The following is a 23491-nucleotide window of genomic DNA, read 5'->3' as shown; positions in this document are numbered from 1 at the left end:
AAGGCCTGTTGAGCTTTGGTATAAAAAGAAAAAGGTCAGCACGTGCTGACCTTTTGATTGAGTGGTGACTTTACGCTTCGGCAACCACCTGCGACGGACATGATGGGCGTCGCGTCTCTCTTGCCGATAGCAGCAACAAACCAAAAGCCACAGCGCCTGCCAACAGCATCGCCAAAATCACAGTGTGATAGTTGTAGAGCTCGGCAACAAAACCAACCATCACGCTGGATGCCAAACTTGCTATCATGATGGCGTTATTGAACAAGGTTGTCGCCACACCCATCTGGTTTGGCATCTTGTTCTGAATCACCACCATTCCGAGGCTTGCACTGATACCAACCGCCAAGCCGTTCAGCATTTGCAGCGCATACATTTGCCATAGTTCACCCGCGTTAAACAGCAAGGCATAAAAGAAGCAAGCCGCTGCCGCACTGAGTACCATCAAACGTTGAGGCGCAATTTTAGCCGCCCACAAGCCAGCCAATACCATCACGGGAATTTCCACAAACGCTGCCAAGCCGAGTAACTGACCCGCCACTGATCCTGCCATATCCAGCTCCTTTGTCACATACAAAGGGATCGACATGACGTACATGTTGTTGGCCAAAAACAACATGAACACCGCGCCCAGATATAACGGCGCTCCCGGGATTTTGCGCCATGACAGGCGCACTTCCGCTTCACCTTTAGTATCCGTTTCTTTGATTTTGGTTGACGGGAACATACGCCAAACAATCAATACCGAAATCACCATGGTGACAGCAGCAAACAGGAATGCGCCGTTAAAACCGAAGGTATCGTACAGGATGAAAGCCAGTGGCGGGCCAATAACCCAAGACAAGGACATCATGGCGCGCATCAGCGATACAAACAGCGTACTGTTATCGCCAAGGTTCTTGTCCGCAAACTCGCGGCCAAGCGCGAAAGTCTGTGGTAAAGCGGCGGCTGAAAAGCTCGAGATGAAGATCATCACAGCCAGCGCCAGATAGAAATCGCGGATCATCATGAACAGTGCCATCACAACGATAAACGCGCCTTGCGCCAGCAAGATGATTTGGCGGCGTTCCCAACCCACATCTGACAACTTGGCAATACGCTGCGAAACCATCACTCCGCTAAAAATTGAGATGGCCAGAAACACGCCCATTTGCAACGGCGTAGCGTCCAATCCATCGACAACAAAAATCCCTAAAAGTGGATAGAAAAAGCCACCGCCGAGACCAGCAAACAAGCTGACCAGCAGGTAACAAAGCGCGGCTTTATTGGTCAAAAAACTTACGTAGTTTTTCATGAATTATTTCCCATAAAAATGGTGAATACAGTTGTCTGATTGAACAATCTGTCTGACTATCTCTTTCTTATTTGTGATGCAGTTTAGGGACAAATATGCATCTCGTGTGATAGCTATCGAGCAACCGCTGATACTATTCATTCAATTTCTTCCAACCCACTGACAATCCGGGTAAAACTACAACTGCACCAACCTTTACAAAGCGAGAGAACTTCATGCGGCCAACCATTGAACGTGTTCATAAAGCCGTCAGCCCAAGCTGGCACTTTGCGGATTACCATTGCATCGAGCCTAAGATTGGCGTGCAGTGCGGCTGGCATTACCACGATGAAATCGAGCTGGTGCTGTACTACGACCCTCATCATGTGGCACCCGGTAAAATCATCATTGATGATTACGTCGGCGAAGCGGCACATGGTTATGCCTATCTCACCGGTCCCGGTTTACCGCATATGCTGACCCGAGTGGCTTCGACGGCCACGCCGGAACGCCCCAGCAGCTCACATGTGCTCTGGCTTGATCAGTCTTGGATTCAATCCCTGGTGGTCACGGTGCCGGCATTGTCTGCCGTCAGTGACATGTTGGTACGCGCAAACAAAGGGCTGATGTTATCCAAAGCGACGTTCGATGCTTTGTACCCTTTGATGAATGGCGCGTCGCAGCTGAAACCTGCCGCACAGTTTGTGCGGGTGGTGGAAATCCTTATGCTGCTGTGTGAAGACAAATCAGCGCAAACACTGACTTCTCGCCCTTTCTGCTTTTACGTGGCGAAAGATACGCCAATTCTCGACAAGCTGGAAAAAGCGCAGCAGTTTATCGCCGACAATTACAATGCGCAAATATCTGTTCAAGATATATGCAGCCACCTCCACATGAGCGAAAGCTCGGTGTACAGGATGTTTGAAAAGCATTTTGATGACAGCTTCTCAGACCACCTTAAAAATTATCGACTTGGAAAAGCCTGCGAGATACTGGTGCGATCCAACATCCCAGTGTCAGTTGTGGCGGAGCGGGTGGGATTTTCTAACCTGTCGAACTTCAACCGGCAGTTCAAAACAGCAAAAGGGATGACCCCAACCGAATTCAGGAAGTTGTTTGGGTAGGAAACGGCTTGAAATAAGAGTTCCCAGTGTCTGGGAACTCAGTGGCATTAGATGTAGTTGAAGAGCGAGAGGTCTTTGGTCTTGGCAAAAGCCTGCTGAGAAGCCTGCAATGCCAGCATGTTTTCATTCATGTCGATCACCGCTGTCGAGTAATCCAAATCTTCCATGGTGCCAAGCGAACGGTTAAGCACCAACTTGAAGTCTTTGTGCATGCCTTCTTGTCTGTCCAGCGTGGTCAGACGGGTACCGACTTCAGAGCGCGCTTTGTTGAGATGCTTGAACGCAGCAGAAAACTGTTCGGTGACCTGATGCAACTCAGCCGTCGCTGAAGCATTGAAGATACTCTCGTTTGATAGCTCGATACCTTTCTTGAACGCATCAAACACGTTGAACGTATCCTGACGCTCCAGCACAATCTTGTCACCATCCAGCATTTCGCCTTCAAAACTCAGGCTGAGTGTTCCCCACTGCACGCCGTTTTGCGGATCGTAGACACCGGCACTGACCACGCTGCCATTTTGGGTCAGCTCATAAGTGGTTTGGCCGCCACTATCCACGCTAAAGCTCACCGCATAGTCAGAGTTATCAGCATTGTTAGTGTTCTTCGCTTGCGCTAACAACAGCAAGGAACCGCTATTCAGCTCATATTCCGGTTGATAGTCACCGAACGGGTTTTTGATTTCCATAAACACCTGATCTCCAGGATCGCTGGTTTGCACTTCAACCGCCGGAGCGACTTGCGCGGTGCGGTGATAACTGTCGCCGGCATAACGCACATTCAGCGCACTGTCGCGATAGAAAGGTTGCTTACTGGACTGGGTACCAGAGAACAGGAAGTTGCCTGATTCATCTTTCGCGTTGACCAGATTCATGAAGTTGTCAAACAGACCTTTGAGATCCTGGCGGTGAGCCGTGCGGTCATCATCAGACAAGGAACCGTTGATCATTTCCATCGTCTTACGTTTCGCACTATCGACCAACTGTTCGGCATCATCCACCGCGATTTCCGCACGGGTTTGGCGGTTGCGGGCAAGGGTGATCGAATCGATGTATTGATCGAGCTGTTTATCCTGCTGGCGGAAGTTCTGGATATAAATCGAGGAAACGGGATCGTCCCCCGCTGTCAGCACACGCTTACCCGTGGCAAGCTGGTCTTGGTTATCCTGCAACTTCACCTGCTGACGCATCAAGTCATTCGAGACTGACTGGTAGTTGTGAAAACTGGCAATACGGCTAATCATCACTCAGATCCTTATCGGGTTGCATTCAGCAGAGTTTCAAAGGTTTCATTCGCGGCGGTCATGATTCGGGAAGACGCCATGTAGGCTTGCTGGAATTTCATCATGTTTGCCGCTTCTTCATCGAGGTTAACCCCGGAAATCTCTGCTACACGCCCTGCCGCTGCATCATGTTCAACGCGGCTGACATCCTCAAGGCGGGCAAAGGAGGCTTTCTGTACACCTAAATCCGTGTTCAGGCCTTCATAAACGTCAATCAGACTGGAACGGCCACCATCCATCAGTTTCTGGGTTTGAAGCTGCTGCATGCGGATAAGGTTACCGTTCTCACCGTCGGCAGGAAGCAAACTCACAGCAAAGATATCTTCTGCTGCCGCGCCCGGTGTCAGCTCAAACGTGGTGCCATTGACGGTCACCGGAGATGCTGGCGGATAGGCTTGCGGTGCAAGGAGAATATTGCCTTTCATGTCCAGAACAGCAAACTGAGATGCATCAGGAGAAATCGCCACCTGAAACTCTTGTTGCGCGCCTTGTTGAAGCACTTTCAGATTTCCCTGACCAGTGATAACAGAGGTGGAGCTGATATAACTCTGGGCGGCAATTTTTGCCGGGTCTTCCATGGTGACGGCAATCTGGCCGGCACCTTGACGCACTGGACGGAGAATGACGCGTTCGCCCGCAGCCAGACCTACATCAACCTGAATGCGCAAGCCATCATATTCAATCGACGGTGGCGAACCGGAAGGCGTAACAGCAACCATGTTCTTTTCCGGATCGACCAAAGTGTATTGGCTACCATCAAACTTCAAGTGGTAATCGCCAATTTTCAGTTGCGCCAAATCGTCGATATAGACTTTCAGTTCGGCTGTGGAATCCGACGCTTTCACCACGCGATCACGGGCGAAGTCTTCGCTGTTGAAATCCACATAAATGTTTTCACCCACCTGACCAGCAAGATCAAAACCCTGCGATTGCAGCTCGTTGATCGACATGGCAAAGCCTGCGGCTAAGCGGCCAAGTTCATCACGGGCCTGTGCCAGCGTGTTATCACGGTATTCGAACATCGCCCCCAGCTTGCCGCGAATGTCACCATTGTCGATGGGTTTGAGTGCTTTACCTTCCACCAGTGCCAAACGGCGTTTCTGGTAGTCCGGTGTGCCCGGCACCGTTTGCAGTTCACTGGCATGCAAGCCGGAAACCAATGTATGACCGCTACCGATAATGACGTTATACAAGCCATCATCACGCTGGTTCACACTGACTTGGGTAAATTCAGAGAGCTCATTGATAAGCTGCTGGTGACGGTCAAGCAAATCGTTATCCACCGCCTGCGATTTAAGGATCGCTTTATGGATATCCACAATCTCCGCACCAATGTCATTCATGCGTTTTAGTGTGGCGTCGATTTGGACGGTGGTATCCGCTTCCTGGTTTTGCAGAACATTATTGATGTCGTTGAGACCGGCAGCAACCAGACGAGATTTTTCCAGCACCACTTTACGGGCGCCCATGTCACTTGGGCTGTCTGCCAGCCCTTTTACCGCGCCATAGAACTCATTCATGTTCTCTGGAATTTTCTTCGCAGAGTGAGACATCATGTCATCCAACATGGTGAGTTGGCTGTTACGGGTTTGGGCGTGAGCCAATGCAGAGGTGGTGATATTCAATTCGTTTACGGCAAACTTGTCGTAGTTGCGGCGAACGGCTGCCGCGTGCACGCCGTGGCCCCATTGGTTTGCCGACCAATAGGCAGAGTCATTGGCACGCTGCTCAACGGACTGACGGCTGTAGCCATCAGTATTCACGTTCGAGATGTTGTGACCCGTTGTGTTCAGCTGCCGCTGTGCTGTCAGAACGCCCTGAGAACCGAGCGTCAGCAGATCAAACCCCATTCTGCCCCCGTATGCGGAAACGCATAACCTACGAAATTGTCTATTGAGCAGAACAATTCAAGAATCGTGCCACAGAGTATAAGATCTAAAATTCAATGAGATGGGTGATATTTTCAACAACTTGGCGTCGACTTGTGCCGCCAAGGGCAAGGGATTGCCGCCAAACAGTATCAACTGTTAAGCCAGCTCCAAAGCCCCAGTGAGAAGTTGGGCAAAAGATCGATACCCAGGAATGACTTCAATAAATAGAGAGAAGTGATCACAACCGAGAACAGCACAAAGCTACTCAATAGCAAAACCAGTACACGTCCAGCATTGGCTGCCTTCTCTTCAGCACGGGTAAGTTCACGGCGGTTACGTCCAAAGAGGAATACCAGGTAGTAGTTCCACCCAAAACCACCAATGACGGTTCTGAAGTCGATCGCATGACGAGCCTTGGCACGGGTGCCAAACATGAGTTTAAGCTGGAGTAATTGCGCATCGGTGAAGGATTCCGCGACATCCTTCGGAGTTTTCTCCAGAAATGAGCGGATAAACGGATCGCGCTGAATAGATCCGCTAGCATGCTCTGAGATGGTTTTTTGTCCCTGTCCGGGTTCTCTTTCCGGCTTGGGTAGCTGCTCTGCCATTTGCCTTCACCTTTCGCTGCGACAGAGCGGAAAACAACAAACCGCCCTTGCGGATTATTGTTCCATCATGCCTTTAACACGGTTAAACACGCTGATCACTTTGTCGGAGTACTTAGGATCCGTTGCATAGCCCGCTTGATGCAGACCACGGATAAACTGTTCAGGCTCTGCGGTCTGTTGAAGGGCGGTGGCATAACGCGGATTCCGGTTCAGAAAACTCACGTAATCATTGAAACTGTCTTCATATGAAGCATAGGCACGAAATGACGCCATTTCCTGCACCGGGATATCATCATGAAATTCCAGTGTCTGGGTGGCTACTTTGTTACCATCCCAGCGGGGATCCGCTTTGATGTTAAAAAGGTTATGGCTGGAACCACGCGCATTGGCGATCACTTTCTTACCCCAACCGGTTTCCAGTGCGGCTTGCGCAATCAAAATGGCAGGATCTGTCCCTAAGGTACGAGCGGCCTTTTTCGCGTATGGCGTTAAGCGGCTAACAAACTCATCCGGGGTTTCAAAAGGCTTACTGGCTTCTACTTTTGGTACAGCATTTTGCTGCGCCAACATGTGAGCGCTTGGAATAACGGTGTCATCAGAAAGCGGCGGCAACACTTGCTGTGCAGCCTCCTCTTCCGTCATGTTTGGCGCGAGTGGCAGCGTTGGCTGTAGGCGAATACGGTCGCTCGCGCTGTTGTCACCCACATCCATTGGTTCGCTGTTTTGTAATCCTTTGAATTGCTGAACAATCAGATCGGCCAGCCCCAACGAACCTTCACGGGAAAGCGCACTTGAAAGTTGTTCGTCTGCCATTTGCTCATAGAATTTGGACGTGCGGTTATCAATTAAATCTGACTCGAAGGCTTCGTTGGCACTTCGCATCGATTTGAACAGCATTTGGGTGAACAGAGCTTCAAACTGCTCTGCCGCAGCGTGCAAAGCATCGTCTGATTGCTCGCCGTTCGCCGCTTTCTGGCGAAGAATGTCCAATCGGCTGAGATCGTGAATAAATCCGGTATCTAATGGTGCTTTCATGGCTTAAATCACTATCAGTTGACCGTCGATAGCGCCCGCTTGCTTGAGCGCCTGCAAGATTGCCATCAAGTCTGAGGGTGCCGCACCAACGCCATTCACGGCGCGGACCAAATCATCCAACGTGACACCGGGTTTGAAGTGGAACATGCGGCCATCTTCTTCCGTCACTTCCACACCGGAATCCGGCACGACGACGGTTTCACCGCCAGAGAATGCACCTGGCTGGCTGACTTGCAGATTTTCGTTAATGGTGACTGTCATGCCGCCATGTGTGATGGCCGCAGGACGAAGACGTACATTTTGACCCACTACGATGGTGCCTGTGCGGCTGTTCACGATGATTTTTGCCGCAGCATCGGCCGGAACAAACTCCAGGTTTTCTACCGTAGAAAGGAAGGCAACACGTTGGGACAGATCACGGGGTGCACGGACACGCACTGAGGTGGCATCCATTGCTGATGCGGTATTTGGCCCAAGGAAACTGTTAATGGAGTCCGCCATGCGCTGCGCAGTGGTGAAGTCAGACTCGAACAGGTTGAAGGTAATGTGGTCGCCACGGCCAAACGGTGAAGGCACTTCCTGCTCGACTGTCGCGCCGTTAGTGATGCGGCCAACAGTTGGCGTGTTACCGACAATAGAGGAACCGTCTGCACCTTCCGCACTGAAGCCACCCACAATCAGGTTGCCTTGTGCCACGGCGTAGACTTTACCATCCAGACCTTTCATGAAGGTTTGTACCAGCGTACCGCCGCGCAAGCTCTTTGCAGAACCGATAGACGACACTGTGATGTCAATTTTCTGGCCTTGCTTTGAAAATGGCGGCAACTCAGCACTGACGGCCACGGCTGCCACATTCTTGGTTTTCGGTTTGGTGCCCGGCGGCAATTGGATGCCGAAGTTTTTCAGCATGGCATTAAAGCTTTGATCGGTAAACGGCGTACTCTCACCTGTTCCGGCAAGACCTACCACTAATCCGTATCCCACCAATTGGTTGCTACGCACACCCGCCACTTCCGACACATCTTTAATGCGGGCAGCTTGTGCCGCTGGGGCAACCAATAGGGCGATTAAAAACAGCTTTAGCCAACTCTTCACGTCAATTCTCCGGCATCTTTTCTATGCGTTATAGAACGACATTAAAGAATCGTGCCAAGAATCCCTGATCCTGCGTATCCTGACGATCGCCAGTGCCTGAATACTGGATGCGGGCGTTGGAAATACGCGTCGAGGCGATGGTGTTCTCTGACGTGATGTCGTCCGGGCGAATCGTACCGCTCAAACGGATATATTCGTCACCAGTATTCAGCGTCAGCCATTTCTCACCACGGATCAGCAAGTTACCATTCGACATCACATCAATCACTTCAACGGAAATCGAACCGGAAATGCTGTTGCTCTGGTCTGCACTGGTCGAGCCGCTGGTAGAGTTATCATGTGCGGCGGCATATGACAGGTTGCGGTCGCCAATCGTCACTTCCTGACCACCTAACGACAGTGGGTCCATGCTCAGGTCGCTCGATTTTGCCGCGTCGCTGCTGGCGCTCTTTTTCGCCTGCGTTTTCTCTTCCAGCATCACAGTCACGATATCGCCAATGCTGCGCGGTTTGGTGTCATCGTAAAGATCTTGTGCACTCACTGCGCTGAACAGCGAGCCTGTTGCCGTCGCATAGTGTTCCGGCTGACGGGTCGGATGAAGTGGTGTCCAGTTTGGATCACCGGCTACCGGATCTTCGCGTTCACGAAGCAGGCCAATCAGCCCTTCACTACCCGGTTCGGTATTACCTTCAACCGCGTCAGTTTCTGTTGTGCCCTGCACGACTTCGCTTTGATTTTCCGCCAAAAAGGCTTCTGGATTCATCATTTCACAGCCGGAAACCGTCGCCAGCATAAATCCTGTGATCAGTAACTTTTTCATCCGCCTTTTACTCCTTTATAGCTGCTGGTTGACGTAGCTCAGCATCTGGTCGACAGACGAAATCACTTTGGAGTTCATTTCATAAACCCGCTGCGCTTCGATCATGTTGACCAATTCTTCGGTGACGTTAACGTTGGAGGTTTCCAGCATTGATTGTCTGACGCTGCCAAGGCCATCAAGACCCGGTACACCCTCTTGTGGGTCGCCACTCGCGCCCGTTGGCAGGTAGAGGTTTTGCCCGATAGGCTCAAGACCACCTGGGTTGATGAAGTCAACCGTAGTGATCTGTCCGATAACGGCATTGGCCTGCTGTCCACGCAATCTCGCAGAGACTTCGCCGTCAGTACCGATAGTCACCTGAATGGCATCCGGCGGTACGACAATTTCTGGCTCCAGTGGATAGCCTGCACCAGAGGTCACAATCACGCCTTCGTCATTCAGCGTGAATTGACCGTTGCGCTGGTAACCGATGTTGCCGTCTGGCAGCAAAATCTGGAAGAAGCCGTCACCTTCGATCATCAGGTCGAGGGCGTTGTTGGTAGTTTGGGCATTACCGTTGGTGTGAACGCGCTGCGTTGCCACCACTTTCGAACCGGCACCCAACATCAAGCCGCTTGGCAGTTCAGTGTTCTGTGAAGACTGACCGCCAGGCTGGTTGATGTTTTGATAAAACAGATCTTCAAAAACCGCGCGGGACTTTTTAAAGCCCACTGTCGAGGCGTTCGCCAAGTTATTCGAAATGGTCGAAATGTTGGTCTGTTGTGCGTCTAGGCCGGTTTTACTCACCCACAGTGCTGGATGCATACTGAATTCCTCTCAATTAACCCATGCGCAGCAGAGAGTTAGATGCTTGATCCATTTCCTCTGCGGTTTTCATTAGTTTGACTTGCATTTCAAAGTGACGCTGAAGGTCAATCAGTCCCGTCATCTCATTGATCGGGTTGACGTTACTGCCTTCCAGTGCGCCAGTCAGAAGTGACACTCCTGCGTCAGCTTCATACACGGTGCCGGGATTAATCGGCTTGAATACACCGTTTTTGTCTTTAAAAAGCTCATCGTTATTCGGGCGGACAAGTTTGATGCGGTCGACTTCTTCCATCGCTTCCGGTGGCGCGCCTTGTGGCAACACAGACACTGTACCGTCAGTCCCGATTTCAATTTTCGAAACCGGTAAAGGAAGGAAGATTGGCGCGCCACGCTCTCCCAGGATCAAATGGCCGTGACCATTTTGCAGCATTCCCGTTTGGTCAACTTTTAGGTTACCGACTCGGGTGTAGCCCTCTTGACCTGTGCCATCCAAAACCGCCAGCCAACCGTCACCTTTAATGGCAACGTCAAGTTCACGACCAGTGGTGATAGTTGAACCTTGTGCAAAGCTGTACCCAGGACGCTCTGTCATGTTGAACACACGGGTCGGTAAGCCTTCTCCGTATGCTTGCATAGCACGAGCCTGTTCCAGGTCTGCGCGAAAGCCAGTGGTACTGGCGTTTGCCAGGTTGTTGGCACGCAGCTGTAAAGCCTGCATATCTTGTTTGGCGCCACTCATGGCGAGAAATAGTGCGCGATCCATTAAGACGTTCTCCTGTCGCTTATGCATTAAATAAAGCAAGAAGAGTGCCAAAATGTAATATTGTCGAATTACAACAAGTTAGTGCAAGAAATGAGCAGATTGAGGAGAGAGATAAGAATAATTCTGGGAAAAGAATTGCCGCCCGGTCGCCGAGCGGCAAAAGAACACATATAGCGATTAACGAATCTGGAGAATCGTCTGTTGCATCTGGTTACCTACTTCCAGCGAGCGTGAGTTCGCCTGGAAGTTGCGCTGTGCGGTAATCAAGTCCACCAGCTCTTGGGTCATGTCGATGTTTGACTGCTCGATAGTACCGCTTTTCACTTTACCAAACGCGCCTTGCATCGCTTCACCCCACACGGCCTCACCAGACTGCTGGGTCACTTTCCACTGGGTATTACCCGCTTGAGAAAGACCTTGCTGGTTAGATACGCGAACCATCGCCACTCGGCCCAGTGCAACGTTTTCGCCGTTACTGTAGGTCGCCATGATGGTGCCTTTTGGATCGATATCCACTTTCGCCAGGTAGCCCGTGGTTGCGCCATCTTCCGTGAACTTACGCATTTCAAACGGTGATGCGTACTGCGTTGGCTCTTCGAAATTGATGGTAAGCGCCTGCGAACCGTCTGCACCGTTCATTTCAAGGCCAGCACCGTTAGGACCAAACTCTACGGTCTGGATTGGCGCGCCATTGTTGACGGTATTCACTGAACCGTCGCTGTTGAATTCAATCGAGTGACCGACCTGACCGGTTGCACTGGTGAATTCACCGCCGGTCAGACTCAGCGGCTTTTCACCGGTCGCGTCTGTTGCCGTGTAGTAAACAGCCCACTTGTTCGGTGTCACGTTATCTTTGACGTAGTAAGTGGTCAGTTTGTATGGCTGACCCAGTGAGTCAAAGATCGTGGCTGATGTCGATTTGTTGTATGTGTCTGGGTCTTCAGGATTGAATAGCGCTGGATCTTTCTCTGCGCCACCTGCTGGCAGGTTCAAACCGATATCGACATTTTCAGATGCACGTGGCTGACCAAACTGATCTGGCACGTTCAGCGCTTTCGGCTCAAAAGAACCGACTTGCAATGTTTCATTATCAACGTTGTAGCCCAGCAGGAACTGACCCTCTGAGTTAACAATGTTGTTGTTTTTATCAAGGTGGAAAGCACCGTTACGGGTCAACACGTTGTTTTGCGTTGCCAGGTTGTCGTTAGCCACCGCGAAGTAACCGTTACCACTGATACGCAGATCCAGTGGGTTGTTGGTGTAGATACTGGAACCTTCATGGAACTGCTGCGCAACAATCGAGGTTTGCACACCGCTACCTGTGGTGGTCTTTGCGTTCGAGAAGATCGACGCAGAATAAACGTCACCAAACTCAGCACGCGACTCTTTAAAACCAAAAGTGTTGGCGTTCGCAATGTTGTTACTGGTGGTGTTCATGTCTTTTTGAGCTGCCGCCAGGCCACTCAGTGCGATATTTAAAGCCATTGCTGGAACTCCTCTGTCCTTTTAGCTCTTGCTCACGTTGCCAAGGCTGGATGATTTACCTACTTCAAGCACTTCGGTGAGTTTGACCGGAGATGCGTAACCGGCGATGTTCAACATCACGTTACCGTCGCCATTCCCCAATAGAACACTGTTGACGTTCGCGTAGGTGGAAAGCTCAAGATCCTGAGACTTACCATCAATGTTGCCGCTTACGTTGACTTTGTAATTACCTTCCGGCAGTGGGTTGCCGGCATCGTCTTTGCCGTCCCACTCAACACGGTGATCCCCTGGAGACTTGGCACCCATGCTGAAGGTTCTCAGCAACTCGCCACGCTCGTTCTGGATTCGGACAATCACATCGTTCAGGGCCTGTGGCAGTTTCACCATACCGGCAATGCCACCTTCCGCTGATTTGAAGCCTTCGTTACCTGGAACCAATACATCCTGACCTACCAGAGAGGATGCCTGCAGCGCTTGACTGGATGTCATGGCTGCGTTCAGGGAACCGAATTGGTCGTTCATTTTGCCGATGCCGTCTACGGTCGCGAATGATGCCATCTGTGCAATCATCTGCTCGTTATCAACAGGCTTGAACGGATCCTGGTTTGCCAACTGCTTAGTTAGCAGTGACAGAAAATCTTCTTGCTTAAGGTCGGTCTGGCCAGTGACTTTCTCGCCAGTATCACCACGCTCAGCACGTTGCTTTTCTTGCAGCGCTTTGAGCTGGTCGATGTAGCTACCGCCACCTGCTCCGCCTGCGCCGTCAATAGGATTCATAGTGCCGTACTCCTACCTTATTTGCCCATTTGTAGTGTGCGCATCAGCATTTGTTTGCTTGCTTCTGCCACTTCTACGTTGGTTTGATAAGAACGGGATGCCGAAATCATGTTGGCCATCTCTTCCATCACGTTGACGTTGGGCTTGTAAATATAGCCTTCCGCATTTGCCATTGGGTGTTCAGGGTTATATTCCGCACGCAGCGGCTTCTGACTTTCAACAATGCCTGCAACACGAACCGGTACGCTGTCGCCTTGCTGGTATTTATTTAACTCTGCGGCGAACACAGGGTGACGTGCTTTGTACGTCTCTGCTGCTGAGCTGCTCACTGAGTTAGCGTTTGCCAGGTTACTGGATGTGGTGTTGAGTCGAACGGACTCTGCACTCATGGCAGAACCGGTCACATTGAACACATTAAAAAGACTCATCCATTATTCCCCTTTCAGTGCCTTGGACATGTTTTTGAACTTAGAGCCAAGGAAATCCAATGACGCTTGATACTCAAGGGCATTTTGCATGAACAGGTTACGTTCTACCTGTGCATCAACGGTGTTGCCGTCGCCGGTATCAGGCTGGTTTGGAATGCGGTACATTTTCTGGCCGTTGACCTGAGAGGTGGCAGGGATATGCCGCTCGTTGGTACGACTCAGGCCAAAGTTTGCCCCAGAGGTTGCCGCTTGCAGCGCACGTTCGAAGTCAACATCCTGTGCTTTGTAGCCCGGCGTGTTGGCATTTGCCAGGTTGCTCGACAGGGTTTCCGCCCTTTGAGCACGCACACCCACAGTGTGTTGATGAACGCCAAGCGCTTTGTCGAATGATATCGCCATACGGCACCTCCAAAAATCTTCTACCGGATAATTTGCAAGTAAGATGCCAACTTTAAAATCTCATTCACCAAAGGTGTTAGCATTTATAAAATCATAAACTTAGTAGTATCCGGCTATTTGTTAAGCGGCAACGCGCTTTTCAATAGATACAAAAAAAGCGGCAACTTCTGTGCCGCTTTTCCGAGACGTAGGTAAAACCTACTTTAATTTATAGATAATACCGGGGTTACAACGGATCATATCAAATCTGTCTGTCAGCCCCGTCAGGGATTCTGACGCACCCAGCAACAGATAACCGCCTGGGTTCAGGCTGCCCGCCATCTGGTTCAACACTTTGGATTTCATGTCAGGTGAGAAGTAAATCAACACGTTACGACAAAAAATAATGTCAAACTTGCCCAGCATGCCATAGCTTTCCATCAAGTTTTGAGGCTTGAAGGTCACCATGCGCTTGAGCGTGTCTTTCACCTTCATTCGCCCTTCGCCAGCATCTTCAAAGAACTGACGTTTGCGTTCCGGTGACAGGCCTCGGCTCAATGCCAGGTTGTCGTAAATACCGGTGCGGCAATTTTCGAGCATGGTGGAAGAAATATCTGTCGCTGTTATCGATACATTTCCCAACATACCCGGCTTCTTTTGCTGCACTTCCTGAATGGTCATGGCAATCGAATAAGGTTCTTGTCCGGATGAGCTTGCCGCTGACCAAATTTTGATTGGCCTTTTGCTTTCTGCCACTTCTGGCAAGAGACGGTTGGCGAGCACCTCAAACGGATAGGAATCCCTGAACCACAAGGTTTCGTTTGTGGTCATGGCATCAATGGCTGAGACAGCCAGATCGCGGTTACGGTTTGTAAGAACAAGCTGAAACAGTTCAGTCATTGAAGCAAGCTTGTATCGCGTTAGCAGAGGGCTGAGTCGGCTTCTAACAAGATATTGCTTGCTATCACCTAGAACAATGCCACATTTGCTTTCGAGGTACTTACAAAAATCACGATACTCTTGTTCTGTTATCGCTATATTCGTCATGGATTAGTTTTCTTGACCTTTACCTTTCACCGCGTTCATTACGGCTTCGCCGAGTTCATCTGGGTCGAACTTCGGAATGAATGCATCTGCCCCAACTCGCTGTACCATCGCTTCATTGAAGACACCACTGAGCGACGAGTGCAATACTACATGAAGATCTTTGAGGTTAGGATCTTTTTTGATTTCAGTCGTTAAGGTGTAACCGTCCATCTCTGGCATCTCGATATCAGAGATGACAAGTGCAAGATCATTGATGGTGCCTTCCGCCGCCATACCCTGCAATTTATCTAGTGCATCTCGTCCATCATGCGCCAAAACAACGTTGTAGCCAATGGTTTCTACTGCACGCTTCACCTGACGACGAGCCACACTTGAATCGTCAGCAACCAACACGGTAGTTGGATCTGTACCGCCTTCCTCAAACACAGGTTTGTTCGCCAGCACTTCTTCACTGATGTCTTCGTTCACTGGCGATATCTGATTCAGAATTTTTTCTACGTCAAGAATCTCCACCAGCTCACCTTCGATTTCAGTCACCGCGGTCAGATAGTTAGAACTGCCGGTACCTTCTGGTGGTGGCAAGATAGATTCCCAGTGCATATTCACAATTCGCTCTACTGAACCCACCAAGAATCCCTGCGTTGAGCGGTTGAACTCTGAAATGATGATAAAGCGGTTTTCTGGGTCTGTGATCGGCATGCCGCCTGTTGCCAGACTCATGTCGATAACTGAAATGGTTTGTCCGCGGATGTGTGCCACCCCTTTAACCAGCGGATGTAAATTTGGCATGGAAGTCAGCTTCGGGCACTGGAGTACTTCCTTTACTTTAAAAACGTTGATGCCGTAACGCTGCTTACGCATCAAACGAAAGGTCAACAGCTCTAAGCGGTTTTGTCCGACCAGTTGCGTACGCTGATTGACCGTATCAAGAATCCCCGACATAAGATAAACTCCATATTGCCCTGTTTTTGTTATCGCATTGCAGCAAACACCTTCGTTTTCACCCGCATTCTTGGCATGCGAATTGAAGGAATCACTGCATCTAAATTCACCATACTAACCAATATGTGACATATGTGTTATCAACGATTAGTCTGGCTCTTTATCGGCACGTTTCTCTATAGCTTTAGCTCAATTATAGCCGCTGCACCATTAAGTCAACTCGATGCAGTAAAAGAAGCCGCAGAAGTGCATGTAGAATCTCTGATCACCGCCCCCGAATATGGAAAGCTTGAGGTTCAGGCAATCAATCTGGACAGTCGCCTACAGCTATCTCACTGCCCTTCACCATTAAAGGCTGATGTCCCAGGCAGGCAATCTCTCAATAAGAGTGTCACGGTGATGGTGAGCTGTGAAGAAGATGGCTGGCAAGTATATGTGCCTGTGCAAATTAAACTGCTCACGCCCGTCGTCGTCGCTCGTCGTCCCTTGGACAGGGGCATAACGATCTCCCACGATGACTTGATTGTGCAGCTGGTCGATGCGCGCTTTCAACGCGGACAAACCTACACTGATGGCGCAACCATTGTAGGCTCACGTATCAAACGCGTTGTGGGTATTGGCGAGCCCATCAATGGCAATGATATCTGTATGGTCTGCCGTAATGACGAAGTGATTATTACTGCGTCCGGTAGTGGACTGAATATCATTGCAAAAGGAACAGCATTAAGTGACGGTGCTCTCGGTGAGCAAATTAAAGTCCGTAACAGCAAATCCAATCGAATAGTCGATGGTACAATTACTGCTGTCGGTCAAGTCATCGTTAAATTCTAATTTAATGCAATTAAGTGCTAAAGTTCATATTAATGCGGCCGATACTGTGAGCAACAGAAGGTTCGGACAAAGATAAGGCTTTATTATGGCAAGTATCGATCATCTGCGTTCTGGTCAGCCATTGAGCACGAACAGAAGCAACCAAAGTAAGACGCAAAGCACTGCCGCCGAAAGCGGTAATGTTGGCGAAGTACGCAATCATCGCGGGGATGCATTCTCTATGAGTGACGAAAGCCGCGCAATTGGTGCACTCAATCAGCAAATGGCGAGCGAAGCCCATTTTGACAGCGCTAAGGTAGCTGCAATTAAAGCCGCTATCGCTAACGGCTCGTACAAAGTGGATGCAGACCGACTGGCTGCAAACATTATGAAGCACGAAGACGATCTTCGTGGAATGAAGTAATTCGTCATGTCTGAAGCACTCTCTTTTGAGCAACTTCTTCAGGCACAAGCTGAGAATGTTAACGCGCTGCTTGAAGTCATGGAAAACGAAACCTCGGCCATTGCCTCCCGAAAGGCAGCCGACATAAACGCGTGCGCGAAGCAAAAACTCACTCTGATTCAAAACATCCAGCTACGAGATGCCCAACTGGCAAAATGTCCCGAGCTTCAATCACCTTCTGAAGAAAGCATCGCGGTTATCTCGAGCATCAAAACGTCCCTTGAAAAGTGCCACCAGTTAAATGACGCCAACGGTGTTGCACTTCAGCGTGCTCAACTTAGCATGCACAAGCTTCGTAACCTGTTCCAGGAAGCAGCAGGGAAAAATGAAATGACTTATGACAGCGAAGGTCAGGCATCAGGCAGCCGAACACTAGGCACTAATGTTAAAGCCTGATCCTTAAACATGAATCCAAAAAGAAAGCCGCTCTTACTGAGCGGCTTTCTTTTTATCCAATGTCTATCTTCTAGAAAATAATCGAGTCATCTCTAGGCACATGATGGGATTCACCATAATCTGACATCTTCTTCATTTTACGCAGATTCAGCTGAAGCTCAGTGACATAGCTGTCACCCACTTTGTAACTGGCAATCACTTCTGCCGCACGGATAATGCCATCTGATGCACCATGGGTTCTATCCTGCCCCAATTGCTGATCCTCTACCTGGGTCAAACCACTCACGCGAATGCCATACACTTGCTCTGACAGCTCTTTGTAAGCTTCGAGCTTTGACGCCCTCATGGCACGGAACTGTTTTTCTTCTTCCGTTTCACCGCGTTGCGCGCTGATAGATGCCGTGCCTACCGCTGTCAAAATGTCATCTGAGCGAATAGTGGTAATAGGTTGGCACGCGGTCAACATCAATAGCATTGCCAGGGTTAGCCAAGTTTTCATATTCACTCCAGAATTACGGTTTCAAAATAATGGTGTCAGTAGGATGCTTACGCTGATCACCTCGGATGATCACGCCATCTTCAATACGAACTTTACGCAAGGTATCGATGTCGCGGCCAATTCTGTCCGCTGGGAGGAAGCCCTGTGCCGATGCGACTACGACACGAGAGCGCATACCTACGATGCGGGCATTAACCAGCACACCGCCACCTTGGCGCAGCATGGTGCCTGTAAGCACGTAATCGATTTGCTGCTCTGGGTGTAACTCTTTCCAATCACGGCTGAGTGAAAAATCACCGTCTTTGGTTACCCGGATGGTGCCGGTATTTTTGAAGTCAATGATCGTAAAGCCGCGTCTCTGCATCTGGTAAATCATGCCCTCAGTCACGGAGTTCCCCAGCCAGTTGGTTTCATCCATCTCTTCAACATCGACAAAAGACACAATCGCCATCGGCGTTCTGGCTGTGAGGTAGTTGTTGGTTTCCAGCAACTCTTCCGCCAAACCGTCCATAAAGTAATCCAATGTGTGTCTTGGGGTTTGTTGCAACAGGAACTGGCTCCCCGAATACGGTTCTTTACCGTTGTAAATCGGGTTATAGGCGCAAGATACGGTTGCTAGACTGAGTAATATCACTATCCAGTTTTTCATTGTCGTCTGGCTCCGGACACGATTTCGGACTGACCTGTTACATCTAGGGCAAAAGCCCAGTCCACTGTTCATCCCTATTTCGGGAACATTATTTGCATTGAGTGGCTATATTCTCGCTTTATTGGCTAACCACCTTGCCGCTTTTTCAGCGATGTTATCTGGTCTAGCAATTTTTATACCTACTATTGGAAACCAAGGTTATGCGCAAAAGAATTCTTAAGCCTCTCGTCGCTTGTATCGCGCTGGCATCAGCCTCTGTTAACGCTGCGTGGTACGAAGTGACTGGGGTTAGCACGGTTTTGGAAAGCAAAGAGCAGGCAAGAGAAAGAGCCTTGGAAGATGCGATTTATCAGGCATTAAAATTCTCCGGTGCAGATATTGCCGGCCTGACAAGTATTCGTCCTTATCTGAAAGAAGCGAAAAACGACTATCTGTTCAGTGGTGATGAAATCCGCCACATTCAGGTACTGGAAACCAAGGAAAAAGGCGGCGTCATGAAATTGACAGCCCGCATCGATATCTACCCAACGGCAAATGCTTGCCACAAGCATCAATACAAAAAAGGCCTGGTCATGGGTCGTTTCGATATTGTATCCCCTCAACACGCGGCGTTGGGCGGCATCTTTCAATTTGGCGATGACTTTACCGTTTTGCTTCAGCGCCAATTTGAAACCCAGGCACAAAGCTTTGTTGTTCAGGGTATTACGCCTTATTCAATTTCTCCGACTCAGCCTGATGTTGTCACCATGGTGGCGGAAGATACTGGTGCACAGTATCTGTTAGTGGGCACGATTACTGATATGACGGCAACCATTGATCAAAAAGTACTGAGAAAAGATCAGACAAACCGTCAACTGGCATTGTCAATTGATGTGATTGATGGGAAATCCGGTGAGGTGATTTATCAAAATATCTACCGCGACATCGCTACCTGGCCATTTGAACGACACAGTAAAGTCGATACAAAAACAGCACGTTTCTGGGCTTCGCCCTATGGCGAAATGGCACAGCGAATGAGCCGCAATATTTTGTTGGATCTAGAAAGTAACCTTGCGTGCAGAGCGACAACCCCAGAGATCGTCTCGATCAACGGTCAAACTGGGCAAATCAATGCCGGTCGTATTCATGGCGTGAAACATGGAGACGAACTGGCGCTATGGCACAACGCCTCTTTCACTGACCAATATGGCATTCACCGTACCCAAATGAAAAAAAGCGCCATTGGCCTGTCAGTGACCCGTGTTTACGAGAGTTCTGCGGAAGTTGCGGTGTCTCCTGTCGAGCTGGGTTCTAGCATTCAGATCGGCGATTTGGTGACCAAATACACTCAGTAACTTCTTTAAAGCCTTAACGTTACGGCACAATTGGGTATACTAAACACTCGGCGTTGATATTCTCCACATCAGCGCCAACGCTCCCATAGCTCAACAGGATAGAGCAGTCGCCTCCTAAGCGATCGATCGGGGTTCGAGTCCCTGTGGGAGCGCCATTTTTAATGTCACCAACACCACTAGTTCACTCCTTTTCTTCCAGCTTGTGTCAATTTACAGCCTTTTGCAGATATAAAAAAACGCCTGCAAGGCAGGCGTTTTTTGTCATTCAATTCGCAATCAATTATTTGATAGTGAAAGGAATTGTCAGAGTAACTTTGATGTCGCTCTCGTCTTGGAACAGGTTGGTGTATGGTGCCCAGTTACCTGCATCAGTGTCGTTCACGTATTCGGTGTAGTACATACCCAGGTTTGCACCTTGCAACGCACCGTTTTGGATTGCGTAGTTAGCAAATACACTACCTGCGTATTCGAACAGGTCATCGGCACCTGCTACGTCAGTAGATGCCATACCGAATGCACCGCTGATACCAGCGCTGAAGCCAGGAGCACCCAGATCAGTGAAGTCACGCGCTACAGAAGCAAACGCCGCAAATTCGCCGTCGTGGTTGAAGTCAGAACGGTTGTTCCACCAGATGTCATAAGTACCGTTTGAGCCGCCGTATGCTTTAGTCAGACGGTAGGACATGTTACCAATCAAAGATGCATCTTTGTCTTCAGCAACGGTGTAAGTTGCTTCTGCACGAACATTGTACGCACCGAAAGATTTAGCAGAAAGGAACGCCAGCTGGAATGCAGTACTGTCAAACTGACCGTCATCTTCTACAACATACAGTTGTGGAGACAAGTACAGGCCGCCGTCAGTAGTGTACTTCACTTTAACGTGAGCGTTTTTACGGTCGCCATCAGTCAGGCCAGCGTAAGCAACGTCTAACAGAAGGCCGTTGTCAAAGGTGTAACGACCACCGATTGAGTACGCATCACCCGCATCAGTTTTACCGTCTGCTTCGCGGAAACCGTAAGTGTCTTTGAACCACGGAGCCTTGTATTCAGTAGCGTAGACGAAACCTAGTTGCAGGTTATCTTGATTGTAGCCAATTTCACCACCAGTGTAGCTACCCGCCGCGTATGACCAGTTCACACCAATCGCACCAGGTACGGAAGGTTGGAACCAACCAGCTTTCGCTGTCACGCTGTCGCCGAACTTAAATTTAGCAGCTGCAGTTTGCACAGCAACGCCATTGTCAGTACAGCCTGAATCCCATGTACCTTCACAGCCAGTGTTAGCATCTGGTTGCATGTCATATGGGTTGTTAACGTTCCAGAAGTTCATCTCATGGTCAGGGCTACCATTGTTGTATAGATCGAATGTGCTATACACGTTCAGATCCAAACCAGCAACGTCGCCAACATAGCCAGACGCGAAGCCCAGGTTCATCATTACTGAACCATGGTCTAGGTTAGTGGTTTTAGGTGTATCTTGACCGGTAGCTGAATCAAAGCCGCCACGAGTACGGTCGCGGAACCAAAAGTTAATGCCGCCAGAGATAGATGAATCTTCAAAGAAGCCTTCAGCTTGAGCAGTCGGTGCAGTAATCATTGATGCGCCAGCGATTACACCTACAACCGCCATGCTCAGCATAGAGCGTTTAAACAGTTTTTCCATGGAATACTCCTAAAATTTCAATTTAAACCGATGGGGAGTTCGTCACTCTTAGTTGGCCGCCGAGAGCAACGACACCGGTGTATTTATTGATTTAATGTATCAACGAGTCGAAAGCTTAATTCGTAACGATAAAAAAAAAATCTGAGACTGCGGGAACTTTGAAATGCCTCAAAATTAAAATGCAAAACAATATATATCCAAATATATCAATGGCTTAGATAGGTTAAAAAAACATAAAAAAGACACACTCTTTAGCTTTATCAGAGTGCACCTGATCTTGATCACGCAAACCAAAAGAAAAAGGAGCCTTATCCTCAAAAAGAGAAATAGATAAAGCGTCATATATTGATCTGATTCTCATTTCTTTCTGATGAAAATCACACTTATTCAACCTATCAGCAAAGAAAAAGCCCCTGAAGAAATCAGGGGCTCAATGGTTATGCGTCCAATTCTCGATTGTTGTTACTGAGCTTCACGCTGTGCGATAAACTCTAAAGCTTGTTTGATACGGGAAATAACACGAGCTTTACCAATCAGATTCATTACCGCATCAACTGATGGTGACTGACCCTGGCCTGTTACCGCAACACGAAGTGGCATACCCACTTTACCCATCCCTAACTCGAGCTCACTGCAAACGTCAGCGATAAGTTGGTGGAGGTTTTCAGTGTTCCACTCTTCAACAGACTCAGCTTTACTTAGTGCCAACTCTAAAGCTTCTTTTGCCACAGGACGAAGATGCTTTTTCGCAGCACCCTCTTCAAACTCTTCGAAGTCTTGATAAAAATAGCGACATTGTTCAGCCAGTTCGATCAGAGTGTTGCATCGCTCACCAACAAGCTTTATCACATCAGTGATAGCCGGGCCGTTACTAACATCAATCTCTTTAGCATCAAGATGCCACTGCAGGTATTTCGCTACATAATCTGGCTCAGACGTCTTGATGTAATGATTGTTCAACCAAAGCAGTTTATCTGTGTTGAATGCAGATGCTGACTTACTAACCGACTCAAGATTAAACAACTGAATCATTTCATCTAGAGAGAAGATTTCCTGATCACCGTGAGACCATCCCAAGCGAACAAGGTAATTCAGCAGTGCCTGTGGAAGGTAACCGTCATCTCGGTACTGCATCACACTCACTGCGCCATGGCGTTTAGAGAGCTTTGCGCCGTCATCACCCAGAATCATTGAGCAATGTGCGAACTCTGGTACTGCCGCACCAATGGCTTTGTAAATGTTGATTTGGCGAGGAGTATTGTTGATGTGATCTTCACCACGAACAACCTGAGTAATACCCATATCCCAGTCATCAATGACCACACAGAAATTGTATGTCGGGCTACCATCAGTTCGGCGGATAATCAGATCATCTAACTCACTGTTTGCAATTTCGATACGGCCACGAATTTTGTCATCAAAAACCACAGAGCCTTCTTTAGGGTTTCGGAAACGAATACAAAATGGTGAGTCTTCTGTCGCCGCTTCATTCGCTGCGACCACTTTAGGATGGCCTGCATCATAACGCGGCTTTACACCGGCAGCCATTTGCTCTTCGCGGATTTCATCCAGCAGCTCTTTTGGCGCATAACATTTGTATGCTTTATCTTCTGCTAGTAACTGATCAACAACTTCGTTGTAACGATCAAAGCGCTTGGTTTGATAGTACGGACCTTCATCCCAATCAAGTCCCAGCCACTCCATGCCTTCAATGATGGCATCGATAGCTTCTTGGGTTGAGCGCTCTAGGTCAGTGTCTTCGATACGAAGAACAAATTCACCACCAGTGTGTTTGGCACAGAGCCAAGAATACAGTGCAGTACGCGCACCACCTACATGCAAGAAGCCTGTTGGGCTTGGAGCAAAACGAGTTTTAACAGTCATGTTAATCCTATAACGTTCAGCGTGATTGAATAGAACGGAGGGATTTCCGATAGGGCGCTATTG

General features: G+C 49.2%; 24 protein-coding genes and 1 tRNA gene. 6 read left to right on the top strand and 19 right to left on the bottom strand.

The window, feature by feature from the left end; all coding sequences use genetic code 11:
• Positions 1-70: 70 nt before the first annotated feature.
• Entirely contained in the window at positions 71-1291 is a 1221-nt protein-coding gene (locus tag QL223_RS04575) for a sugar efflux transporter (RefSeq protein ID WP_281544041.1), read from the bottom strand.
• A 215-nt stretch (positions 1292-1506) separates the two neighbouring features.
• On the opposite strand from QL223_RS04575, the gene QL223_RS04570 reads away from it, so the two are divergent.
• Positions 1507-2394, top strand: coding sequence for an AraC family transcriptional regulator (locus QL223_RS04570; RefSeq protein ID WP_165014163.1), 888 nt, complete (start codon positions 1507-1509; stop codon positions 2392-2394).
• A 47-nt stretch (positions 2395-2441) separates the two neighbouring features.
• Here QL223_RS04570 and flgL read toward each other — a convergent pair whose 3' ends face one another.
• The 14 genes from flgL to QL223_RS04500 all read right to left on the bottom strand — a co-directional run bounded on the left by flgL (position 2442) and on the right by QL223_RS04500 (position 15730).
• Entirely contained in the window at positions 2442-3635 is a 1194-nt protein-coding gene (flgL, locus tag QL223_RS04565; RefSeq protein ID WP_281544040.1) for a flagellar hook-associated protein FlgL, read from the bottom strand.
• 11 nt (positions 3636-3646) lie between these two features.
• Positions 3647-5524, bottom strand: coding sequence for a flagellar hook-associated protein FlgK (flgK, locus tag QL223_RS04560; protein WP_002537896.1), 1878 nt, complete (start codon positions 5522-5524; stop codon positions 3647-3649).
• A 170-nt stretch (positions 5525-5694) separates the two neighbouring features.
• A complete protein-coding gene (locus QL223_RS04555; RefSeq protein WP_281544039.1) occupies positions 5695-6153 on the bottom strand; it encodes a hypothetical protein in 459 nt (152 codons plus the stop codon).
• A 54-nt stretch (positions 6154-6207) separates the two neighbouring features.
• Entirely contained in the window at positions 6208-7188 is a 981-nt protein-coding gene (flgJ, locus tag QL223_RS04550; protein WP_281544038.1) for a flagellar assembly peptidoglycan hydrolase FlgJ, read from the bottom strand.
• Positions 7189-7191: 3 nt separating this feature from the next.
• Positions 7192-8283, bottom strand: coding sequence for a flagellar basal body P-ring protein FlgI (locus tag QL223_RS04545; RefSeq protein WP_002537900.1), 1092 nt, complete (start codon positions 8281-8283; stop codon positions 7192-7194).
• 28 nt (positions 8284-8311) lie between these two features.
• Entirely contained in the window at positions 8312-9103 is a 792-nt protein-coding gene (flgH, locus tag QL223_RS04540; protein ID WP_002537901.1) for a flagellar basal body L-ring protein FlgH, read from the bottom strand.
• 15 nt (positions 9104-9118) lie between these two features.
• Complete coding sequence (flgG, locus tag QL223_RS04535) at positions 9119-9907, bottom strand: flagellar basal-body rod protein FlgG (protein ID WP_002537902.1); 789 nt, start codon at positions 9905-9907, stop codon at positions 9119-9121.
• A gap of 16 nt (positions 9908-9923) precedes the next feature.
• Positions 9924-10673: a flagellar basal-body rod protein FlgF gene (gene flgF, locus QL223_RS04530; protein WP_002537904.1), complete on the bottom strand. Its 750-nt coding sequence runs from the start codon at positions 10671-10673 to the stop codon at positions 9924-9926.
• 177 nt (positions 10674-10850) lie between these two features.
• Positions 10851-12158 carry a flagellar hook protein FlgE gene (gene flgE / locus QL223_RS04525; RefSeq protein WP_002537905.1) on the bottom strand — a complete coding sequence of 436 codons (1308 nt, stop codon included), beginning with the start codon at positions 12156-12158 and terminating at the stop codon, positions 10851-10853.
• A 21-nt stretch (positions 12159-12179) separates the two neighbouring features.
• Complete coding sequence (gene flgD / locus QL223_RS04520; protein ID WP_002537906.1) at positions 12180-12935, bottom strand: flagellar hook assembly protein FlgD; 756 nt, start codon at positions 12933-12935, stop codon at positions 12180-12182.
• 17 nt (positions 12936-12952) lie between these two features.
• On the bottom strand, positions 12953-13363 hold the full coding sequence (flgC, locus tag QL223_RS04515; RefSeq protein WP_002537908.1) for a flagellar basal body rod protein FlgC: 411 nt from the start codon (positions 13361-13363) through the stop codon (positions 12953-12955).
• 3 nt (positions 13364-13366) lie between these two features.
• On the bottom strand, positions 13367-13762 hold the full coding sequence (flgB, locus tag QL223_RS04510; protein WP_002537909.1) for a flagellar basal body rod protein FlgB: 396 nt from the start codon (positions 13760-13762) through the stop codon (positions 13367-13369).
• Positions 13763-13960: 198 nt separating this feature from the next.
• Positions 13961-14788, bottom strand: coding sequence for a protein-glutamate O-methyltransferase (locus QL223_RS04505; RefSeq protein WP_046302901.1), 828 nt, complete (start codon positions 14786-14788; stop codon positions 13961-13963).
• 3 nt (positions 14789-14791) lie between these two features.
• On the bottom strand, positions 14792-15730 hold the full coding sequence (locus QL223_RS04500) for a chemotaxis protein CheV (protein WP_002537912.1): 939 nt from the start codon (positions 15728-15730) through the stop codon (positions 14792-14794).
• 132 nt (positions 15731-15862) lie between these two features.
• On the opposite strand from QL223_RS04500, the gene flgA reads away from it, so the two are divergent.
• From flgA to flgN, 3 genes are all read left to right on the top strand, one after another.
• Positions 15863-16561 carry a flagellar basal body P-ring formation chaperone FlgA gene (gene flgA, locus QL223_RS04495; RefSeq protein WP_281544037.1) on the top strand — a complete coding sequence of 233 codons (699 nt, stop codon included), beginning with the start codon at positions 15863-15865 and terminating at the stop codon, positions 16559-16561.
• Positions 16562-16646: 85 nt separating this feature from the next.
• Positions 16647-16964, top strand: coding sequence for a flagellar biosynthesis anti-sigma factor FlgM (gene flgM, locus QL223_RS04490; protein ID WP_281544036.1), 318 nt, complete (start codon positions 16647-16649; stop codon positions 16962-16964).
• A 6-nt stretch (positions 16965-16970) separates the two neighbouring features.
• Positions 16971-17399 (top strand): flagellar export chaperone FlgN, encoded by a 429-nt coding sequence (gene flgN / locus QL223_RS04485; protein WP_281544035.1) that lies wholly within the window; start codon positions 16971-16973, stop codon positions 17397-17399.
• A gap of 70 nt (positions 17400-17469) precedes the next feature.
• Here flgN and QL223_RS04480 read toward each other — a convergent pair whose 3' ends face one another.
• Both QL223_RS04480 and QL223_RS04475 read right to left on the bottom strand, forming a co-directional pair.
• The gene (locus QL223_RS04480) at positions 17470-17898 is read right to left on the bottom strand and encodes an LPP20 family lipoprotein (RefSeq protein ID WP_002537919.1); all 429 of its coding nucleotides are present in this window, start codon (positions 17896-17898) and stop codon (positions 17470-17472) included.
• A gap of 13 nt (positions 17899-17911) precedes the next feature.
• Complete coding sequence (locus QL223_RS04475) at positions 17912-18547, bottom strand: FlgO family outer membrane protein (RefSeq protein WP_281544034.1); 636 nt, start codon at positions 18545-18547, stop codon at positions 17912-17914.
• 200 nt (positions 18548-18747) lie between these two features.
• On the opposite strand from QL223_RS04475, the gene QL223_RS04470 reads away from it, so the two are divergent.
• Positions 18748-19881, top strand: coding sequence for a flagella assembly protein FlgT (locus QL223_RS04470; RefSeq protein ID WP_281544033.1), 1134 nt, complete (start codon positions 18748-18750; stop codon positions 19879-19881).
• A 79-nt stretch (positions 19882-19960) separates the two neighbouring features.
• Positions 19961-20036, top strand: a tRNA-Arg gene (locus tag QL223_RS04465).
• A gap of 125 nt (positions 20037-20161) precedes the next feature.
• On the opposite strand, the gene QL223_RS04460 is transcribed toward QL223_RS04465, so the two are convergent.
• The gene (locus QL223_RS04460) at positions 20162-21544 is read right to left on the bottom strand and encodes an OprD family outer membrane porin (RefSeq protein WP_039849826.1); all 1383 of its coding nucleotides are present in this window, start codon (positions 21542-21544) and stop codon (positions 20162-20164) included.
• A 462-nt stretch (positions 21545-22006) separates the two neighbouring features.
• Positions 22007-23428 (bottom strand): glutamate--tRNA ligase, encoded by a 1422-nt coding sequence (gltX, locus tag QL223_RS04455; protein WP_281544032.1) that lies wholly within the window; start codon positions 23426-23428, stop codon positions 22007-22009.
• Between the last annotated feature and the right edge of the window lie 63 nt (positions 23429-23491).

It is taken from the genome of Grimontia sp. SpTr1, assembly GCF_947387585.1.
Classification (GTDB): domain Bacteria; phylum Pseudomonadota; class Gammaproteobacteria; order Enterobacterales; family Vibrionaceae; genus Enterovibrio; species Enterovibrio indicus.
Note: the sequence above shows the minus strand (reverse complement) of the source record. Positions and strands in the feature narration are given on the sequence as shown.